The organism is Embleya sp. NBC_00896 (genome assembly GCF_045207785.1).
Lineage (GTDB): Bacteria > Actinomycetota > Actinomycetes > Streptomycetales > Streptomycetaceae > Embleya.
The window spans coordinates 1,213,433-1,233,398 of sequence record NZ_CP108776.1; the positions used below are offsets into that span (position 1 = coordinate 1,213,433).

The 19,966-nt window shown below is 71.8% G+C and carries 14 protein-coding genes and 4 tRNA genes; 12 read left to right on the top strand and 6 right to left on the bottom strand.

Annotation, left to right across the window (positions count from 1 at the left end; all coding sequences use genetic code 11):
* Positions 1–381: 381 nt before the first annotated feature.
* The 5 genes from OG928_RS05820 (at position 382) to OG928_RS05840 (ending at position 2,493) form a co-directional block, all read left to right on the top strand.
* Positions 382–1,884 (top strand): DUF4328 domain-containing protein, encoded by a 1,503-nt coding sequence (locus OG928_RS05820; RefSeq protein ID WP_406280217.1) that lies wholly within the window; start codon positions 382–384, stop codon positions 1,882–1,884.
* Positions 1,885–2,061: 177 nt separating this feature from the next.
* Positions 2,062–2,134 (top strand) — tRNA-Gly (locus OG928_RS05825).
* A gap of 49 nt (positions 2,135–2,183) precedes the next feature.
* Positions 2,184–2,257: transfer RNA gene (locus OG928_RS05830), tRNA-Cys, on the top strand.
* Positions 2,258–2,294: 37 nt separating this feature from the next.
* Positions 2,295–2,366, top strand: a tRNA-Val gene (locus OG928_RS05835).
* Positions 2,367–2,418: 52 nt separating this feature from the next.
* A tRNA-Val gene (locus tag OG928_RS05840) sits at positions 2,419–2,493 on the top strand.
* 134 nt (positions 2,494–2,627) lie between these two features.
* Here OG928_RS05840 and OG928_RS05845 read toward each other — a convergent pair.
* On the bottom strand, positions 2,628–3,641 hold the full coding sequence (locus OG928_RS05845; RefSeq protein WP_406280219.1) for a helix-turn-helix transcriptional regulator: 1,014 nt from the start codon (positions 3,639–3,641) through the stop codon (positions 2,628–2,630).
* Between the two features lie 104 nt (positions 3,642–3,745).
* On the opposite strand from OG928_RS05845, the gene OG928_RS05850 reads away from it, so the two are divergent.
* Positions 3,746–5,341 (top strand): MFS transporter, encoded by a 1,596-nt coding sequence (locus OG928_RS05850; RefSeq protein WP_406280220.1) that lies wholly within the window; start codon positions 3,746–3,748, stop codon positions 5,339–5,341.
* Positions 5,342–5,441: 100 nt separating this feature from the next.
* Here the strand turns inward: OG928_RS05850 and OG928_RS05855 are convergent, their stop codons facing one another.
* Both OG928_RS05855 and OG928_RS05860 read right to left on the bottom strand, forming a co-directional pair.
* The gene (locus tag OG928_RS05855) at positions 5,442–7,298 is read right to left on the bottom strand and encodes an MDR family MFS transporter (protein WP_406280222.1); all 1,857 of its coding nucleotides are present in this window, start codon (positions 7,296–7,298) and stop codon (positions 5,442–5,444) included.
* Entirely contained in the window at positions 7,295–7,735 is a 441-nt protein-coding gene (locus OG928_RS05860; RefSeq protein WP_406280224.1) for a MarR family winged helix-turn-helix transcriptional regulator, read from the bottom strand. Before OG928_RS05860 ends, OG928_RS05855 begins: the two co-directional genes overlap by 4 nt.
* A 537-nt stretch (positions 7,736–8,272) precedes the next feature.
* On the opposite strand from OG928_RS05860, the gene OG928_RS05865 reads away from it, so the two are divergent.
* From OG928_RS05865 to OG928_RS05880, 4 genes are all read left to right on the top strand, one after another.
* A complete protein-coding gene (locus tag OG928_RS05865; RefSeq protein ID WP_406280226.1) occupies positions 8,273–9,529 on the top strand; it encodes a CaiB/BaiF CoA transferase family protein in 1,257 nt (418 codons plus the stop codon).
* Positions 9,530–9,678: 149 nt separating this feature from the next.
* Positions 9,679–11,136 carry an OB-fold domain-containing protein gene (locus tag OG928_RS05870; protein ID WP_406280228.1) on the top strand — a complete coding sequence of 486 codons (1,458 nt, stop codon included), beginning with the start codon at positions 9,679–9,681 and terminating at the stop codon, positions 11,134–11,136.
* Between the two features lie 2 nt (positions 11,137–11,138).
* Positions 11,139–12,332 (top strand): acetyl-CoA acetyltransferase, encoded by a 1,194-nt coding sequence (locus tag OG928_RS05875; RefSeq protein WP_406280230.1) that lies wholly within the window; start codon positions 11,139–11,141, stop codon positions 12,330–12,332.
* Between the two features lie 280 nt (positions 12,333–12,612).
* Positions 12,613–14,202, top strand: coding sequence for a PP2C family protein-serine/threonine phosphatase (locus OG928_RS05880; RefSeq protein WP_406280232.1), 1,590 nt, complete (start codon positions 12,613–12,615; stop codon positions 14,200–14,202).
* A gap of 193 nt (positions 14,203–14,395) precedes the next feature.
* Here the strand turns inward: OG928_RS05880 and OG928_RS05885 are convergent, their stop codons facing one another.
* Positions 14,396–15,814 (bottom strand): hypothetical protein, encoded by a 1,419-nt coding sequence (locus OG928_RS05885; protein ID WP_406280234.1) that lies wholly within the window; start codon positions 15,812–15,814, stop codon positions 14,396–14,398.
* Positions 15,815–16,047: 233 nt separating this feature from the next.
* Here OG928_RS05885 and OG928_RS05890 point away from each other — a divergent pair, with 233 nt between their 5' ends.
* Entirely contained in the window at positions 16,048–17,121 is a 1,074-nt protein-coding gene (locus OG928_RS05890; RefSeq protein ID WP_406280236.1) for an aminoglycoside phosphotransferase family protein, read from the top strand.
* A gap of 140 nt (positions 17,122–17,261) precedes the next feature.
* Here OG928_RS05890 and OG928_RS05895 read toward each other — a convergent pair whose 3' ends face one another.
* A complete protein-coding gene (locus OG928_RS05895; RefSeq protein WP_406280238.1) occupies positions 17,262–17,744 on the bottom strand; it encodes a hypothetical protein in 483 nt (160 codons plus the stop codon).
* 195 nt (positions 17,745–17,939) lie between these two features.
* Complete coding sequence (locus OG928_RS05900) at positions 17,940–18,143, bottom strand: cold-shock protein (RefSeq protein WP_020557813.1); 204 nt, start codon at positions 18,141–18,143, stop codon at positions 17,940–17,942.
* A 445-nt stretch (positions 18,144–18,588) separates the two neighbouring features.
* Here OG928_RS05900 and OG928_RS05905 point away from each other — a divergent pair, with 445 nt between their 5' ends.
* Entirely contained in the window at positions 18,589–19,962 is a 1,374-nt protein-coding gene (locus OG928_RS05905) for a hypothetical protein (RefSeq protein ID WP_406280240.1), read from the top strand.
* Positions 19,963–19,966 lie beyond the last annotated feature (4 nt).

The following is a 19,966-nucleotide window of genomic DNA, read 5'->3' on the forward strand; positions in this document are numbered from 1 at the left end:
CACCTTCTCCCGCACACCCGTGCGCACCGGATCCGGGCCGAACGGATTCCCCGTTCCCGTGCGACGGTCGGGCACGGCATGATGCGGCACGGTGGCTGCTGCCGCGACCGCGAGTCCGGTGGCCACGCCTCCCGTCGGCTGACCCCGACACGTCGACTTCCCCACGTCTCCACGTCTCCACGTCTCAACGCGATCGAAGGACGTTCATCCGTGCACTGTTCCGCCTGCGACACCTGGTCTACGCGGGCCGACCGCTGTTCGTACTGCGGCGCCGCACCGGCCGCTGACGCACCGCAGCAGCCGGGCGCCGTGTCGGCCCCCGTGGCCACCGGGTCCTCAGCGGCCCCCGCGGCGCCCGTGCCCCCGGATCCGTACGCTCCCGTGCCCGAGGGCGCGTACGCCGGCGCGTATCCGCACGCCACGGGACAGTTCTCGCCGCAGGCCCCCTACGGCATGCCCGGCCCGTACCCGGTCATGCCCTACCCCGGCGCGCTGCACCAACCGTTTCGCGCGCTGCGCGGGCTCGCCCTGACCCTGTACATCCTGCTGCCGCTGTGCGCGGTGTTCGCGGCGCTGTGCGCGGCCGCGTTCTTCCACCGGGCCGACGTGCTCCAGGAGATCGTGGACGCCGGTGACCGCGGCATGACCGACGCGTTGCGGACCAGGGCCGAGGACTCGGACGCGCTGGTCGCGGCGGCGATCGCGTTCCTGACGCTGTCGATGATCGCCTCGGGGGTGCTGTTCATCATCTGGATGTACCGGGCCCGCATGAACGTGGACCTGTTCGGCCCCTCGAAGCAGCACCTGTCCGCCGGATGGACGATCGGTGGTTGGCTGGTGCCGCTGGTGAACCTGTGGTTCCCGAAGCTGATCCTGCACGACGTGTGGCGCGCGAGTGATCCGCGGACCGCCGAGCGCGGCGGGAAGACCCCCGGCCGGGTGCCGCTGCTGTGGAGTTGGTGGGTGCTGTTGGTGGGTTCGGCCGTGCTGTTCTTCGCGAGCCGGCTGTCGTACCCGATGGACGAGGACATCGAACTGTCGGACGCCGATCGGCTGCGGACGATCGACATCCTGTCGGGTGTCGCGGACATCGTGCTGATCCTCGCCGCGGTCGCCGCGATCCTCGTGGTCAGGAAGATCACGACGTTCCAGCACGAGCGCGAGGCGATGGCGTTCGCGTCGGGCGCGGTGCCCGGTGCGTTCCCGGCCGGGATCCCGACCGGCGCGCCCACGCCGTGGGCGGCGTATCCGCCGCAGGCGCCGACCGCGCAGTACTACGCGCCGCCGGTGCCGACCGCTCCCGGTGCGCCGGGCGTCCCGCCGGTACCGCAGGCTCCGGTCGCGCCGGCCGCACCCGATGCCGCGGCGTCCGCTGCCGCCGCTCCGGCGGCCGACGCGGTACGGCCGGCCACACCCGTACAGGCTCCCCCGCCGCGCCCGGCAAACGCGCCCACGGCGGCCATGCCGACCCCTCCGGGCGACGACGCCGCCTCGGCCGAACCGGTGTCCTTGACCAAGCCGGCCGAAGCCGACGCCGTCGAGGCCGCCGACGCGGAGGCCGAGCCCGACGCCGATTCTGTCGTCGAAACCGAATCCGAAACCGAGCCCGAGCCCGAGCCCGAGGCCGACGCGAAGCCCGCGCCGGAACCCGAGGCGAACGACTCAGACGGCTCGGATGACTCCGACGAGACGAACAACTCGGACGAGACCAACAAGGCGAACGACGCGAACACCGCGGACGAGGTCGAGCCCATCGCCCCCGTCGAACCCACCACCGACCCCGCGCCCAAGTCGGCCTCCGTTCCCCCGCAGCCCGACGTCGCGAGCCAAGACGTGTCCCCGGCCGACGTCGAGTCGGCGCCGTCCGGCGAGCGTCGCGACTGAGCCGAGCACGTCCCGGAGGCCGGTGCGAACCCCCGTGGTTCGCACCGGCCTCCGGCGTTTTCGCAGGTTGCGCGGCTCACATCGCGGCCGCTCCGGGGAATCGGTTTTTGTGATGGCCCTCGGATCCGCTAAAGTTCTGAACGTCGCCGGGACGCGCAAGCGCAACCCGGAAGACATGCGGACGTGGCTCAGTTGGTAGAGCATCACCTTGCCAAGGTGAGGGTCGCGAGTTCGAATCTCGTCGTCCGCTCGGAAGAGGTAGAGGAACTCGGTGGGCAACCACTATGGTTCCTTCACTTGGTGGAGTGGCCGAGAGGCGAGGCAACGGCCTGCAAAGCCGTCTACACGGGTTCAAATCCCGTCTCCACCTCCAAGAGAGCCAGAGGCGTCATGCCGACGGCGACCTTCCCGCGCGATTAGCTCAGCGGGAGAGCGCTTCCCTGACACGGAAGAGGTCACTGGTTCAATCCCAGTATCGCGCACGCTGCACAACTGAACAGCTACGAAGAGTCACTTGCAACATGTGGACATCTCGCGCGATTAGCTCAGCGGGAGAGCGCTTCCCTGACACGGAAGAGGTCACTGGTTCAATCCCAGTATCGCGCACCAGCAGTATCGAAGGGCCGGAAGATCTCGATCTTCCGGCCCTTCGACGTTGTCCGGACCACCCCATCCCCCATCCCCCGGGCCATCGGGTCCCGTCGGAGCCCTCGGACCGTCCCCCTCGGACTATCGCCCTCGGCTCACCTCGCCCGGTGCACATGTGGCGGGCTCGGCACGAAGTCGGGGGCCGCCAACCGGGCCAGCCGCTGCCGGGTCTCCTCGTCCTGCGGGATGTACACGTTCATCCGCTGCCCCGGCGACGCGACCAGGTCCGCGGGCGCCGCGCGCACCCGCAGCACTCCGACGTCCAGGTGTCGGAAGAGCTTGGTCTGCGGGCGGGTGAGCGCGATCGGGTGCTCCGCCCACACCTTCGCGAACTCCGGGCTGGCCTCGATGAGTTCGTCGATGAACGTCGCCCAGACCGGATCCCCGACGTTGCGGGCGTAGGTGCTGCGCAGCGCTCCGACCACCATCCGGCACTCCTGCTTCCACTCGTGGAACGGGTTGCAGCACGCGGGCCGGGTGAACAGTTCACGGATCAGGTTGCGCCGGTTCTGGGGCTCCGCCACGAGCGCCGGGAACACCCGCGCATAGAGCGAGTTGAAGGCCAACACCTCGTAGCGTCCGGTGACCACCACCGCCGGCAGCGTCGCGAAGTCGTCGAGCAGGGCCTGGGTGTTCTCATCCACCGCGTCCTCGGCGCGCAGCGTTGCCGTGCTCGGCACCCGGGCCAGCCGCTTGACGTGCTCGACCTCGACGCCGTCCAGGCGCAGCGTGCGGGCGATCCCGCAGATCACCTGCGAGCTGACCTGGATCGGCCGGCCCTGCTCCAACCACGTGTACCAGGTGACCCCCACGCCGGAGAGCTGCGCGACCTCTTCACGGCGCAGACCCGGAGTGCGCCGGCGGCGGCCGGCGGGCAGGCCGACCTGCTCCGGGGTGATCCGCTCGCGGCGGCTGCGCAGGAACGCGCCGAGTTCGGCGCGGGAGGCGGCCCGGGCGGGCAGAACGTACTGCGGCCCGACCCGCTCGGTCTCGGCCTGTTCCGGTGTGACATGTCGCGGAGTGTCTTGTCCCGGTCCGGCCGATTCCGGTATCGCCGGGTCCGACGGGGTCTGCTCGGGAGTGGTGTCGGTGCGCGAACGAGCGATCATCCACCCATCCTGCGCCGTGGGTCGCGTCGATTGCCAGGTGCTTGGTTATACCCGGATAACCAGGCTTCTGGTCCGGGTATCCCCGATCCGGCACAGTCGTCCCCATGAACGATACGGATCTGTCGTCGAGCCCCGAGGCTCGACGCGTCGACGTGAAACAGGCGGGGGGAGCGGAGGTCGGCGATCCCGAATCGGCCGCTCCCGTACGCAAGAACGCAGGACGCGGGGACGCGGGACGCAAGGACGCAGTACACGGGAACACCGGACAGGACACCGGACGCAAGGACGCGGGACGTGCGAACGCGGGCACGGTGTTGCTCGCGGTGTTGGTGGCCGGGCAGTTCATAGCCATCCTGGACGCGTCGATCGTGAACGTGGCGGCGCCGGTGATGCGCGAGGATCTGCACGCGTCCGGGGCGGGGCTGCAGTGGATGATCGCGGGTTACACGATCGCGTACGCGATGTTGCTGATCACGGGTTCGCGGCTGGGGGCGATCTTCGGGTACGGCCGGGCGTATCTGGCCGGGCTCGGGCTGTTCACGCTCGCGTCGCTGGCGTGTGGGCTCGCGACCTCGACGGTCGAGCTGGTGGCGTTCCGGTGCGTGCAGGGCGCCGGTGCCGCGTTGTTGGTGCCACAGGTGCTGACGCTGATTCAGCGGCGGTTCGAGGGACGACGGCGGACGGCCGCGCTGGGGATCTACCAGACGGCGATCGCCGGCGGCGCGGTCGTCGGGCAGATCCTGGGCGGGGTCCTGGTCGGCGCGGATCTGTTCGGGACCGGGTGGCGGCCGGTGTTCCTGGTGAACGTGCCGCTCGGGGTGCTGCTGCTCGTGGTCGGGTGGCGCGCGCTGGGCGGTGACGGGCCGGATGCCGGGGAGCGGATGGGGTGGCGTCGGTTGGACGTGCCCGGTGTGCTGGTGCTCGCGCCGGCGATGCTCGCGCTCGTGGTTCCGCTGGTGATGGGGCACGAGCAGGGCTGGCCGCTGTGGGGGTGGCTGCTGCTCGCGGCGGGCGTGTCGGGGTTGGGCGCGTTCGCGCTCGTCGAGCGATCGGTGGCGGCCCGCGGGGGGTCGCCACTGGTGCCGGGCGCGGTGCTGCGCTCCCCGGGATTGTTGACCTCGGGGGTCGCGTTGCTGATCGCGGTCGGCAGCTACAACGGGTTCCTGTTCACGCTCGCGCTGCACCTCCAGTCGGGGCTGGGCGACAGTCCGCTGCGGGCGGGGCTGACGTACGTGCCGTGCGCGCTCGGGTTCGCGGTGTCGGGGCTGTACTGGGGGCGGTTGCCGGAGCGGCTGCGGGCGCACATGGGGTATCTGGGCTTCGCGCTGGTGGCCGTGTCGTACGTGGGCATGGCGGCGTCGGTGCACGGCGGCCGGGACGGCGGGGTCGCGTTGGCGGCCGGGCTGGCCGGGATGGGCCTCGGCCAGGGCGCGGTGATCGGGCCGTTGATGGGGGCCGCGTTGGCGCGGGTACGGCCCGAGCAGGCCGGCGACGCGAGCGGGGTCGTGGTGACCCTGATGCAGGTCGGCGGGGTGCTGGGGGTGGCCACCTACGGCACGGCGTTCCTGTCCGTGACGGACCTCGGCGCGAAGGCGTCGGCGCACGCCGCGGTGGTGACCTTCGCGGCGCTGGCCGCGGTGAACGTGTGCGCGGCGGTGTGGGCGTGGCTGATCGTGGTCCGGAAGCGGGCGGCGGTGTGACGGCGCGGCACGGCCCGGGCGGGGATGGCTTCCCGGCCCGGGCCGTGGCGGGTACCGCTCAGTTCTGTCGGATCAGTCCCGTCGGATCAGTCCCGTCGGGTCAGTCCCCTCGGGGCCACCGTCTGCCCGCCGCACGGCGGGCGTCCTGTTCGGCGGAGGTGCCGGCGCCACCGGCCGCGGCCGACTCCGCGGGTTCCCCGACCGGAGCCGCCGGCGTCGCCGCGGTTACCGCGGTCGTCGCGTCGACCGCGGCCCGGTCGGCATCGGCCAGTTCCTCCGCTTCGGCCGCGGCCTTGGCCTGGAGCCCCGACATCGTGCGCAGCGGTACCTCCTTGATGAAGAACACCAGCACGAACGCCACGAGCATCACGCACGCGGCGATCATGAACACCAGTTGCATCGCCTCGGAGAAGCCCTCCTTGAAGGGGGCGGCCAGGCGCGGGTCGAGCTGCTGGATGAAGGACGAGTCGCTGAGCACGCCGGACCCCTGCGCGCCGCCGGGGTTCGGGTTGCGGGCCATCTCGATCACGGGCGCGTTGGCCGGGTCGTTGAGCACCGCGGGGTCCCGCAGCGCGGCCTGCAAGGCGGGCTTGCTCGCGTCCCGCGTGAACGCCTTGGCGATCTCCCCGGAGACGTTGCTGAAGAGCACGGACAGGAACACCGCGGTACCGGCGGTGGCGCCCATCTGGCGGAAGAAGGTGGCGGCGGAGGTGGCCACGCCCATGTCGCGCGGCGGGACCGCGTTCTGTACCACCAGGATCAGCGTCTGCATGCACTGACCGAGGCCGATGCCGAGCAGGACCATGAACAGGCTCGTGGTCACGAGCGACGTCTCGGCGTCGACGAACAGCGCGAACAGCCCCATCGCGATCGCCGCGATGCCGGTGCCCAGGATCGGGAAGATCTTGTATCGGCCGGTCTTGGAGGTGAGTTGGCCGGACACGATCGACGAGCCCATCATGCCGACCATGACCGGGATCATCAGCAGTCCGGCCTCGGTCGGGCTGGATCCCTTGACGATCTGGAAGTACTGCGGGATCAGCATGAACCCGCCGAACATGGCCATCCCGAAGATGACGCCGATCAGCGACGCGAGGCTGAAGATCCGGTCGCGGAACAACCGCATGGGGATCAGCGCGTCCTCGCCCATCCGGCGCTCCACCAGGACCCACGCGACGACGCCGAAGCCGCCGATGAGGTAGCAGGCGAGCGCGGTGCCGGACCCCCACCCCCATTCGCGGCCCTGTTCGGCGACGATCAGCAGCGGTACGACGCCCAGGGTCAGCGTGACCGCGCCGAACCAGTCGATCCGGTGCGGGCGCCGGGTGTGCGGGATGTGCAGCACCTTGGCGACCACGATCAACGCGACGGCGCCGACGGGGACGTTGACCAGGAAGACCCAGCGCCACCCCGCGATGCCCATGATCGTGTCCTGGCCCGCGAAGAATCCGCCCACCAGCGGGCCGAGCACGCTGGAGGTACCGAAGACGGCCAGGAAGTAGCCCTGGTAGCGGGCCCGTTCGCGCGGAGCGACGATGTCGCCGATGATCGCGAACGCGAGCGACATCAGGCCGCCCGCGCCCAGGCCCTGGAGCGCTCGGAAGCCGGCGAGTTCGTACATCGACGTCGAGAACGTGCACAGCGCGGAGCCGATCACGAAGATCGTGATGGCCGCGAGGTAGAACGGGCGCCGGCCGTACAGGTCGGAGAGCTTGCCGTACAGCGGCGTCGCGATCGTCGAGGTGATGAGGTACGCCGTGGTCGCCCACGCCTGTTGGCTCAGTCCGTGCAGGTCGTCGGAGATGGTCCGGATCGCGGTCGAGACGATCGTCTGGTCGAGCGCCGCCAGGAACATGCCGGCCATCAGGCCGTACAGGATCGTCATGATCTGGCGGTGGCTCAGGCCGCTGTCCGCCTCGGCTTGGCGGGGTTCGGCATGCGGTTTTGTGTCGGTCATGCGGTGGGGCCTTCCGGTGCACCGGGCGCGGTGTCGCGTGTCGGTGCCTGGTCGCGTTCGAGATCGTCGTTGAAGCGGCTCAAGAGGTGGACGAGCGTGCGGCGTTCGTCGGCGGACCAGTCCCGGGTGACCCGGTCCAGCTCGACCTCGCGGCGCTTGCGGTACATCTCGAACGCCTGGTGCCCTTCATCGGTGGCGGCGAGCAGGGTGCCGCGCCCGTCGTTGGGGTCGGGACGGCGCTCGACGAGGCCGCGCTGGACCAGGGATGCGACCTGACGGCTGACCGTGGACACGTCCAGGTAGGTCATCGCGGCCAGGTCGGTGACCCGGCGCGGACCCTCCAACGAGAGGTACGCCAGCAGCAGGCGGTCGCCCCCGTCCGGGACGGGGCCGCCTTCGGCGCGATTGCGCGCCTTGGCCGCGGCCGAGAGTCGCATGAGGCGCGCGAGCTCGCGGCCCAGTTCGTCAGGTGCGTGGCCGGCGGGCGCCGGTTCTCCGCACGGTGTCGCGGTATCGATGACCGCCCCCTTGTCGCCTGCCTAGCAGCATGCTTGGTGCATGCTTGGCTCAACCAAATATAGCGGCATCGGCTCGGGGTCCGACCCGGCCTTCGGCCGAGGTGGCCTCAAGCGCCGGCCGGGCTGATTTGGGTCGGCCTTGGCGGCCGGGCTGGATTTGGGTCGAGCTCGGGTGAGGTGGCCTCAAACGCCGGCCGGGCTGGGTTTGGGCTGGGTTTGGGGCGGTCGGGTGGTGCGTGACGAGCGGCACGGAGAGCGGGCGGTGCTTATCTGACTGTCCGTCAGCTATGGTGACGGGGTGCCTGTCTCGCGGCTATTGGGCGCTCGCATGAGACGCCCCGTCGGGCGTTTCGGGGGGCCTGGGTGCCGCGGGGCCGACATCACGGCTGCAGCAGGCTCGGCCGGCCGGTCGACCGCGCGGCACACGTACGACCGCACAACAGGGAGTGAGTCGCCATGCGCGTGGGAGAGGTGGCAGGCACCGACCTGCAACGCTTCGGAAAGCCGCTCGACGGGATCCGGGTCCTGGCCATCGAGCAGATGCAGGCCCTCCCCTACGCCACGCAGATGCTGGCCCGACTCGGAGCCGAGGTCATCAAGATCGAGTCGCCCGTCGTCGGCGAGTCCGGTCGCGCGTCGCTGCCGATGATGACCGACCCGCTCGGCCGCCGGGTCGGCGTCACCTTCCTGCGCAACAACCTCGGCAAGCGCAGCGTCACCGTCGACCTGAAGCACCCCGAGGGCCGCGAGATCGTGCTGCGCCTGGCCGAGAAGGCCGACATCGTCTGCGAGAACTTCAAGCCCGGTACGGCCGACCGGCTCGGCCTCGGCTTCGAGCACATCGCCGCCGTCAACCCGCGCGCGATCTACCTGTCGGTGTCCGGCTTCGGGAACACCACCGAGTCGCCGTACGCGTCCTGGCCCGCGTACGCGCCGGTCGCCGAGGGCATGGCCGGCCTGTACGACTTCAAGCGCGACCCGAACGCCGCGCCCGTGGTCTCCCCGCTCGGCGCGCTCGGCGACTCCGGGTCGGCCCTGTTCGCGGTGATCGGCGTGCTCGCGGCGCTGCGCCACCGGGACGCGACCGGCGTCGGCCAGTACGTCGACATCTCCATGTTCGACGCGATGGTCGCGCTCAACGACGCCGGCATCAGCTATTGGTCGATGGGTCTCAAGGACCCCGGCCTGGCACCGTTGATCAACCACTCGTTCCGGGCGTTCGACGGCTACTTCCTGATCCAGTGCGCCCGGCCGCACATGTTCAACGCGCTCGCGGAGCTGGTCGGTCGGCCCGAATGGATATCCGATCCCCGGCTGAGCGGCCCGCAGGAGTGGTTCGACCACATCGAGGACATCCTCCGTCCCGGCATCGAGGCGTGGGCGGCGGACAAGTCGCGATTGCAGGCGTGCGCGGCCCTGAGCGGGGTCGGTGTCGCGTCCGGCCCGGTCTACAACCCGGGCGACGTGATCGAGGACGAGCACGTGCGCAACCGCAACATGATCGTCGAGATGGAACGCACCGACGGCGAACCGGCGCCGATCCTGTCGCCGGGGAACCCGGTCAAGCTGTCCCGCGTGGCCGAGGGTCCCGAGACCCGCGTGCCGTGGGTGGGCGAGCACACGGCGGCGGTGCTGCGGGCCGAACTGGGCCTGTCCACCGAGCAGATCGACCGACTCGCGGCCGACGGCGCGATCGGGCTCGAAACCCCGTGACCCCGTAGCCCCGCCACCCCGACGCACCATGGACACACCACGACGCACCACGCCACACGAGGCAGCACGCAGGGCTTCAGGACATCAGGGCAGTAGGGCCTCAGGGCAGTAGCGCAACGAACCGAGTGGAACGAGGCGGAAGCGGAGAAATGACGACTGACGGAACCGCAGTTTCGAGTGGACGCGGCATCCTCGGGTACGGGGCGTATCTGCCCTACCGGCGCCTCGACCGCAAGACCATCGCGGCCGTGGCCGGCTCCGGTGGCGGCAAGGGCACCCGCACGGTCGCGTCCTTCGACGAGGACACCACCACCATGGGCGTCGAGGCCGCCCGCAACGCGCTGCGGGCGACGCCCGCCGCACGACCGCGCTCGCTGCTGTTCGCGACGGTCGCGCCGGCGTACGCGGACCGCACCAACGCGACCACCATCCACGCCGCGCTGCGCCTGGACGGCTCGGTGCCCGCGATGGACGCGACCGGCTCGGTGCGCTCGGCGGCCGGCCTGCTCCGGCTCGCCCTCGACGGCGCGGGCAGCGCGCTCGTGGTCGGCGCCGACATCCGGGTCGGCCTGCCCGGTAGCGGCGACGAGGCGGCCGGCGGCGACGGCGCGTCCGCGCTCCTGGTCGGCGGCCCCGCCGACGGCCCGGTGCTCGCCGAGTACCTCGGCGGCGCGTCCGCCACGGCCGAGTTCGTCGACCGCTGGCGCACCCCCGGCGACGTGCGCTCGAAGCTGTGGGAGGAGAAGTTCGGCGAGAACAACTACCTCGCCGCGGGCAAGCGGGCGTGGACCGACGCGCTCAAGGCCACCGGCCTCACCGCCGACCAGGTCGACCACGCGGTGGTCGCCGGCCTGCACGGCCGCGCGGTCGCCGGGCTGGGCCGCAAGCTCGGCCTGCGCGAGGGCGCGCTCGGCGACGACCTCGCCGGCACCGTCGGGATCACCGGCGCGGCACACCCCGGCCTGCTGCTGAGCGCGACGCTCGAAGCCGCCGCCCCGGGCGCGGTCATCGCGCTCGTCGTGCTGTCCGACGGCGCCGAGGTGTTCCTGTTCCGCGCCACCGACGCGCTCGCGTCCTACCGGCCCACCCGCACGGTCGCCGAGCAGCTCGCCGGCGGCGCGCCGCTGCCCTACGGCAAGTACCTCGCGTGGCGCGGCCTGCTCCCGGTCGAGCCGCCGCGCCGCCCGGAGCCGGCCCGGACCTCGTCCTCGGCCGCCGTGCGCGCGCTCGACTGGAAGTACGGCTTCGTCGGTGCCCGGGACCGGGAGACCGGTGCCGTGCACCTGCCGCCGCAGCGCGTGTCGATGGCCGGCGGCAACGTGGACGACATGGAGCCGGTGCCCACCGCCGACGTGATCGGCACGGTCAAGACGTTCACCGTCGACCGGATGGCGTACTCCCCCAGCCCGCCGGTCGTGTTCGCCGTGGTCGACTTCGACAACGGGGGGCGACTGCCGATCGAGCTGACCGACATGGACGCCGGCGAGGTCGCCATCGGCGACCGGGTCGAGCCGACGTTCCGTCGACTCGGCAGCGCCGACGGGATCCACAACTACTTCTGGAAGGCCCGCCCCGTGCGGACCGCCCGAGCCGCCGAGGAGGCATAGGCATGGGATCGCACGGCATCAAGGACCGCGTCGCCATCATCGGGATGGGTTGTACGTCCTTCGTCGAACACTGGGACAAGGGCACCGACGACCTGCTGATCGACGCGAGCACCGAGGCTTTCGCGTCCGCGGGCGTGAGCAAGGACCAGGTCGACGCGTACTGGCTGGGCACCGCGCAGTCGGGGATGTCCGGGATGACGCTGGCCAAGCCGCTGCAACTGCAGGGCAAGCCGGTCACGCGCGTGGAGAACATGTGCGCGACCGGTTCCGAGGCACTGCGCCAGGCCGCCTACGCGGTCGCGTCCGGCGCTTACGACGTCGCGATGGCGGTCGGCGTCGAGAAGGTCAAGGACGGCGGGTTCCAGGGGCTCAACGCGTTCCCGATCCCGGGCGACGGCACCGCGCGCACGCTCACCGCGGCGGCGATGTTCTCGATGGTGGCGCCCGCGTACGGCAACAAGTACGGCGTGTCCGAATCGGAGATGCGCGACGTGCTGTCGCACATCGCGTCCAAGAACCACTACAACGGCGCCCGCAACCCGCGCGCGCAGTTCCGCAAGGAGATCGCGCCGGAGAAGATCTCTGCGATGCCCAGACTCGCGGGCCAGTTGGGCGTCTTCGACTGCGCGGGCGTCGCGGACGGTGCGGCGGCGGCGATCGTGGTCCGGGCCGAGGACGCGCACCTGTACACGGACAAGCCGCTGTACATCAAGGCGTTGTCGATGGTGGCGGGCAACGGCTCCGGCGTGATCGACCCGGAGTACGACTACACGACGTTCTGGGAGATCGCGGCCTGCGCCGAGGACGCGTACAAGCAGGCCGGCGTGACCAACCCGCGCGAGCAGCTCGCGATGGCCGAGGTGCACGACTGCTTCACGCCGACCGAACTGGTCCTGATGGAGGACCTCCAGTTCACCGAGCGCGGCACGGCGTGGAAGGAAGTCATGGCGGGCGCGTTCGACCTCGACGGTCGGCTGCCGGTCAACCCCGACGGCGGGCTGAAGAGCTTCGGTCACCCGGTCGGCGCGTCCGGACTGCGGATGATGTTCGAGGCGTGGCTCCAGCTGCGCGGTGAGGCGCCGGAGAACCGGCGGATCCCGGCGGACGGTCGCAACCTCGCGCTGACCCACAACCTGGGCGGATACCCGGGCGAGATGGTCTCGTTCATCTCGATCCTCGGCAACGAGTTGGGCTGACGATTTTGCACGAGCTGAACGTGTTGGACTGAACGTGTTGGGCTGAACGGCCGGCGCACCGGCGCGCGGGTATTCCCCGGGCAGCGGGTTTCGGCCGGCCACATCGGTGAGAGGGGCTCGATCGCGGTCGCGATCGGGCCCCTTCCGTCATCTCCGGGCACCCGGAATAGGCAAATCAGCCACAAGCGCGATGGTTCCTGTGGTTTCATCCCCGTCGGGCCCCGCGATGTGCGACAGTCGTTGCACCCCAGCCAGGCCCTGTCCGGAGGAGCGCGAGCGGATGCGCGAACGGCCCGAACGCCCCGTGGACGGACCCGATGTGGTGGATCCGTCCCAATGGCTCGCGCACATCGGGCGCATGCGGGCCGAACTCGACGGGCTGCGCGGTGGGTTCGGCCCGGGCGCGGGGACCGGCGCGGGTGCGGACGCGACCGCCGCGGAGGACGCGCACCGCCGGGGTCTGCTGTGCGATCTGCTCGCGTGCAGCCTCGGCCAGACGGCGGAATACCTGTCCAGGTTATGCCTGGACACCGACGACCCGGAGCATTGCCAGGCCGAGGATCCGGGGCTCGCGACGAGCACGCCGGCGCGCAGCGCGGTGCGTCCGCCGGACATCGGGCCCGCCGCGCCGTTCACGGTGGCCGGCCTCGAGGACGCGGTGTTGCCGTGGCGGCATCTGCGGCGGTTGTTCGTCGAGCCGAACGCGGGCGCGTTGCTGCCCGATCAGCGCGGCGGCCCGGCGCGGCCCGCGGCCACCGGATCGGGACTGGTGGCCAGCGCCGAGTGGCACCTGGACCGCGACGACGTGCGCTGGTCCGACGAGATGTACACGCTGTTCGGCCGCGACCGCGCGCTCGGACCGCTGCGGCTCGACGAATTGGCCGAGCACACCGCCGCCGAGGACCGGGCGCTCGTCGCCGAACTGGTCGACGAGCTGCTCGAACAGGCGAACGGCGCCGAGGGCGAGTTCCGGATCGTGCGCGCCGACGGCACCGGCGTTTCCGTGCAGTTCGTCGGCGAGCCGGTGCTCGGCGCGAACGGCCGACCACACGCGGTCTGGGCGTTGCTGCGCGACATCACCGAACTGCGGCGTACCCAGGAGGCGTTGACCGAGACCCGCGCGCAACTGCTGGCCCAGCGCCGATTGGTGCGCTCCGAGCATCGCATCGCCGCCGAGCTGCAGCGGGTGGTGATGCCGTGGTGGACGCGGCCGATCAGCCTGCCGGGGATCGAGGTGGCGACCCGCTACTTCCCGGCCGAGCAGGACTCGAAGGTCGGCGGCGACTGGTACGACGCGCTCTCGCTGCCGGGCGGCGACGTGCTGCTCGCGGTCGGCGACATGTCCGGGCACGGGGTGGCGGCGGCGTCGGGGATGACCACGCTGCGCGGCGCGTTGCAGGGCGTGGCGATGACGGGGGCGGGGCCCGCGGCGATACTCGCCGCGCTCAACCGGATCGTGGTGCACACGCTGCCCGCGGACAAGGTGGCGACCGCGGTGTGCGCGCGGTTCGACCCGGCCTCGCGGGTGTTGACCTGGGCGCAGGGTGGGCACCCGCCGCCGCTGCTGTACCGCGACGGTGTGGGCGAGGCGCTGACCGCGCCGTACGGGGTGCTGCTCGGGGCACTCGACGAGCCGGAGTTCGTCGAGGCACGAATCGAACTGCGGGCGGGCGACCTGCTGTTGATCTTCACGGACGGGTTGGTCGAGCGACGCGGGCGCGGCACGGAGGAGGCGGTCCGGGCGCTCCTGGGTCTGGGGCCGCGGTTGGCCGGCGTCGACGCGCGGACGTGTGTGGATCTGGTGCTCAGTCGCCTGGGGCACACGCGGTACGAGGACGACGCGTGCGTGATGGCGGTGTGCGTCCGGTAGTCGCGTCGCGGGCGCAGTCGTGGGCGCGGGCGCAGTCGCGGGCGTGTCGTGGTTGCCGGGGGCGGTAACCCACCCGCACCGCCCGCCGCTTCCCGCCTTCGGGCCGACGTCGCCGGGCGACGGGTGGGCGGCGGGCGACAGGTGGGCGACGGCTGGGCGGTCGGGCCGCGCGACCCGTCCCGTGCGACGTCGGCTACCCGCCCTCGGCAATCTCCTGGCGGAAGGCCCGGACGTCGGGGAGGTCGCGGTAGCGGTCGGTGAGTTTGCACAGGTCTTCCAGGCGGTCCCAGGTGCGCTTGGAGGTGACCTCGCCCGCCGCGCGAACCGCGAGGCGCGCGCTGTGCGCACCGCGTTCGGGTTGACCGTCCAACAGGCACGCGGAGGCGAGCGAGATCAGGTCGAACGTCTTGGAGCGCTGGTGTCCGAGGGCCCGCAACTCCAGTGCCTTCTCGGCGTGTTCCCGGGCCCGCCCGGCCGCCGTCGGATCCGCCTCGGCAAGGGTGCGGTACACCAGCGCCTGCATGCCGTGCAGGTCCGCCGAGTCGAAGAAGGCCACCCACTCGGGATCCTCCTCCGGCCGCGACCGGCCGAACTCGGCCTCCGCGCGGCCCAGCGTGCGTCGGCAGTCCGCGGCCCGGCCGAGCGCGGCCTGCGCCCACGCCTCGACGGTGTGGAACATCGCGCGCGTGGTCGCCCCCGCCCGGTCCCCCGCCGTCCGCTGCGCCAGCTCGATCAGCGCGAGCGCGTCGGCCGGGCGCTCCAGGTGCACCATCTGCCGGGCCGCGCGCGAGAGCGCCTCCGCCGCACGCGCCAGGTCGCCCGCCTCTCGGGCCGCGTGCGCCGCGATCACGAAGTAGTTCTGCGCGGTGGGGTCGAGTCCCACGTCGTGCGACATCCAGCCGGCGAGCGCCGCGAGGTCGGCCGCCACGTTCCACAGCCGACGGGTGACCGGCAGCGGGTTGGGATACGTCAGCAGGTTGCCGACCTCGTTCAACTGGCCGATCACCGCCTTGCGTTGCAGACCGCCGCCGCGATCGGCGTCCCAGGCCCGGAAGACGGTGACCGCGTTCTCGAGCGCGGTGACCTCCTCGCCGCCGATCGGGCCCGCGTCGGCGAGACCGTACGACACCGGGTTGCCCAGCGCGCCGCGCGGTCCGGGCACGCCCAGGCCCGGGCTCAGCCACCGGTCGAAGTTGGCCACCAGCGCGGGTCCCGCGACCAGGGCGAAGCCGCTGCCCGCGAAGCCGTGCCGGTTGAGCATCAGGTCCATGCCGGTGAACTCGGTCAGCGCGGTCACGGTGCGCTCCGTGCTCCACGGCAGGTCCTCCTGGACCACCTGCGCGTGGTGCCGCGGCCGTCCGGTGAGGCCGAGGTCCTCGGACGTGACGACACGCCCGAGCCGTTCGGTGAAAAGCGCGGCCAGGACCCGCGGCACGGGGTCGCGGGGGCGCTCGCCGTCCTCCAGCCAGCGCCGGACCCTGGAGGTGTCCGTGGCAAGCTGGGGGTGGCCCATCGCGGCGGCCCGGCGGTTGACCAGTCGGGCGAGTTCGCCCTTGGACCACCCGGTCAGGGCGAAGAGGTCCACCAGTTTGGTGTTGGGTTCCCGGCGCATTGCAAACCGCCCGTTGATGTGGGGACCGTGGCTCGAAAGCGTCCTGTTGCGAGGTCGCTGCCGGATCGAGGCTAGCCCGGCGCGGAGCGGCCGGCTCCGATTCGCCAGGGTTCGCCAGGGTCCGCCACGTGGATCACCACCCGAGCCTCGGAGTGTTGTGGATGGTGGATCCGGCACGTGGCCCCACCCGTCGCGCGGCCGGATCCGCCCCTCGGCTGCGCAGGAAGGTTTTCATGTCATCCACGACGTCCACCACCCCGGGCCGGCCTTCCGCTCCCGGTGCCGCGACCTCGCGGCCCGCCATTCCGGGCCCGAACAGACGTACGCCGACGGTCGGTTCGGTGTCGGCGAACACCGCGGTCGCGACCGGCGCGGGGGTCGCCGCCGGCAGCGCGGGCCCGGGGGCGGGAGTACCACGGATGGCCTCGCACGTGCCCGGCCCGGAAGCCGTCGCCGCCCTCGCGGCCCGGGTGTGTCCCGGCTTCACCGCGGGCGCGGTGCTGCGGAGGACACCGCGCTCGCTGTTGCTCTCCGGCTCGGTCGGCCGGGGCCCGGTCGTGGTGAAGTTCCTGACCGACCCGTCGCCGCACTGGCTCCAGCGCTTCCGGCACGAAGTCAACGCCTACCGCACGTTCACCCGGCAGCGTCCGCCGGTGCGGGTGCCGCGGCTGATCGCCGCCGACCCCGAGCGCCGCATCCTGGTGATGGAACACGTGGCCGGCCGACCGGCCGCGAACGAACGACACCCGAGCACCGCGATGGCCCGCGCCGACGTCCGGGCCATCCTGCACACGTTCGCCACGCTCAACCGCTGGAAGCCGCCCCCCGGGTCGTTCCCGCTCGCGTTCGACTACCCGGCCCGGGTGGACCGCTACCACAAGCTCGGCCTGCTCACCGACCGGGACGCGGGCGACCTGGCCCAACTCCTGCGCGGGCTCAGCCGGGTGCCGGCCCAGTTCTGCCACGGCGACGCGGTGCTGTCCAACGTGCTGCTCACCGCGCAGGGCGCCGCCCTGGTCGACTGGGAGTCCTCGGGCTACCACCTGCCGGGCTACGACCTGGCGGTGCTGTGGACGCTGCTGGCACGCGACCCGATGACCCGGCGCCAGATCATCCAGACCGCCCAGCAGTCCGGCTCGCTCGCGCGCGACGCCTTCCTGGTCAATCTGATGCTGGTGCTCGTGCGCGAGATCCGGCTCAACGACGTGGGCACGGTCGGCGAGGAGCAGCGTCGACTGCTGCGCAGGCTGCACGACGACTGCGGGATGGTCCGCCGAGCGGTGCGGGCGGCCATCGGCACCCGCTAGGGCCTGTCCGCGCACCATCCCCGCGGGGCCTCGCACACCCACCGGACGAACCTCGCCCGCTTCTCGCCCATCTCACCCATTCGGCCGTCGGCAGCCTCCGCGCTCCCGGCACCCACCGCGCCCGAAACGCCGACGCCCGCTCAGCCGCCGAAGGCGTCGGCCGGGATCGGCTTGAGCAGTTGGAAGACGTCGTCCGTGATCGGCCGGTCCCAGGTGACGATGCGGACCAGGACGTTGTCGCTGCGGTCGAATTCGACGCACGCGAGTCGGCCCTCCGCGTACTTCACCTTCCGCACGATCAGCAGGTCGTCGCCGAGCATGATCGGGGTGTCCTCGGTGGACAGCTCCTCCGGCATCTCGTCGTGGCCGAGCGCCGCGACCAGCTGCTGGGCCTCGATCCGGCCGACGCCTTCCTCGCGCCCGGGCGAGCCCGGCGGGAGGTTGCCGATCAGCATCGCGGGGCCGCGATTGGCGAGGAGGTCGTACCGGACGAAGATCCCCTGGCAACTGCCGTCCTCCCCCGGCAGCATGGCCACGATGACGGACCCGGGCCAGTCGGTGAAGGGGATGGCGAGAACGTCGAATTCCGGCCCTGACTGGGGGCGGCGGCGCAGGAAACCCATACAGACATGCTAGTCGTCCCCAACCGTGCCTTCGGCCAGGCCCGTGCCGCGGCCCGCTCCGGGCCGCCCCGGACGATGTCGGGCCGAAAAAGCCCGGAACTCCGAAAGAGTCCCGGGAAAGCCCCAAGGCCCGCACCCTGCACGGGCGCGGGCCTTGCTAGGTCTGCGGTCCGTTACCGGAGCCGCGGGACCGATTCAGAGCGGGCGAACCATCTCGGCCTGAGGGCCCTTCTGACCCTGCGTGACCTCGAACTCCACGCGCTGGTTCTCCTCCAACGAACGGTAGCCGTTCGTCTGAATGGCGGAGAAGTGGACGAAGACGTCTGCGCCGCCGTCGTCCTGCGAGATGAAGCCGTAGCCCTTGTCGGCGTTGAACCACTTGACCGTACCGGTGGCCATGTCTTGATTCCTTCACGTAACCCACAGACATCACACCTCGTGATGCCCGGGTCGCGAACCGTCGAGTGGTCCCACTCCCCGCGTTACCCCGGGATGCCCTCGCTGTGAGGAGCGAAAAACGCCCACGGCTGTTGGTGTCCGCAGGCGTTGGACGTGCGAGGGAACTACATCTATTGCTGCAACCGCGGACAACGCTACATGCCAACGCGTGCTCCGCAACAGCCCTTCGGAGTGGGAATACGCCCTCCGGCAAAGCGGGAAACGGGGGGCATAGCCGGCGCACGCCATCCGGTTCATCCGCGTGGGTGACACGACCGGGCGCGCCGGTCGGTCGGCTCGGCCCCGGTCCGGGCCGCGCACCGAACACATGGATGTTCACTGGAGCTTCGTGTCGGCGCCACCGGTTCACCGTTGGCCCTTCGCGCCGATTGCCTACCGTTTCGGCATGGCCGCCCCGACTGCCTTACAAGCGCCCCCGACGCCCGCCTACGCGCCTCCGGCACCACAGGCTCCGCCGGTCACGCCGCCCCCAGGGCCCTCGCCCCGAATATCTCCTCGGCTGCCCCGCCGGCTGCGTGCCGCGGACACCGCGCCGGCCCGGCTTCGCTCGTTCGTGGTGCTCGTGCTGGTCGGGGTCGTCGCCCTCGGCGCCGCGATCGCGGTCGGCGCCGGCAACGCGCGTTCGGGTCTCGACGAGGTCGCCGGCGTGTCGGCCCCGCGCGCCGCGACCGCCGCGGACCTGTACTTCGCGCTCGCCGATCTGGACGCGCAGGTCGCCAACGTGCTCCTGGTCGGCTCCGACGAGCAGATCGGCAACCGGCAGCTGGCGCTGCGTCAGATGCGCGAGCGGCGGGCCCGGATCACCGCCGACCTGCAGGCGCTGTCCGCCGGCGGGGCGCCCTCGGCCACGATCGCCGCGCTGATCGACGGGCTCGGCCGCTACGACTCCTACGTCGCGCAGGCCCGGCTCGCCGACGAGCAGGTCCAGGAGCGCCCCGCCGGGCGGCCCCCGGTGCTCGCGCTCAACTACTTCGCGAGCGCGACGAGCATCCTGCACGACGACCTGCTGCCGGCCGCCGACGCGCTGGGCCGCTCCGCCGAGGAGGAGCTCGCCGCCAACGCGGAGGCCGACCGCACCCACGCGCGCTGGGCCGCGCTCGCCGTCGTGATCGTCGGCGTGCTGCTGGTCGCGGTCCTGATCACCGGTCAGGTCTGGTCCGCCCGCCGCTTCCGCCGCGTGCTCGCGCCGGGCCTCGCCGCCGTGACGATCGCGGTGGCCGCGCTCACGGGCACCGCCGCCGTGCTGCTCACCGACCACGCGTCGCGGCTGCGGGACGCGCAGACGCAGGCGTTCGACCCGTTCCTCGCCCTGGCCCGGGCCCGCGCGACGGCCTCCGACGCCAATGCCGACGAGAGCCGGTTCGTGATCCTGCCCGACCGCGCGCGGGCCTACAGCGAGGGCTTCGCGGCCAAGTCGGCGCTGTTGGCGCAGGCCGTCCCGAACCAGTGGGTCGCCGTCCGCCTGGAGGCGTTCCGTCGCGACGACCTGGCGCTGCGCGCGGCGGTCGCCGAGGGCCGGCTCGATATCGCCGTCGGCCTGGCCACGAAGGTGGGCCGCGGCAACCTGGCGTTCGACTTCTACGACTATCAGACGGCGCTGGCCCAGGTCGCGGACGCGGACCTGGCCGACTTCGAGCACCGCGCGGCCGCCGCCGACGACGCCCTGGGCGGCTGGCCGTGGGTCCCGCTCGGCGTGCTCGGGGTGTGCGTGGTGCTGGTCCTGGTGAGCGTGCGACCGCGGCTGCGCGAGTACGCGTAGGGCG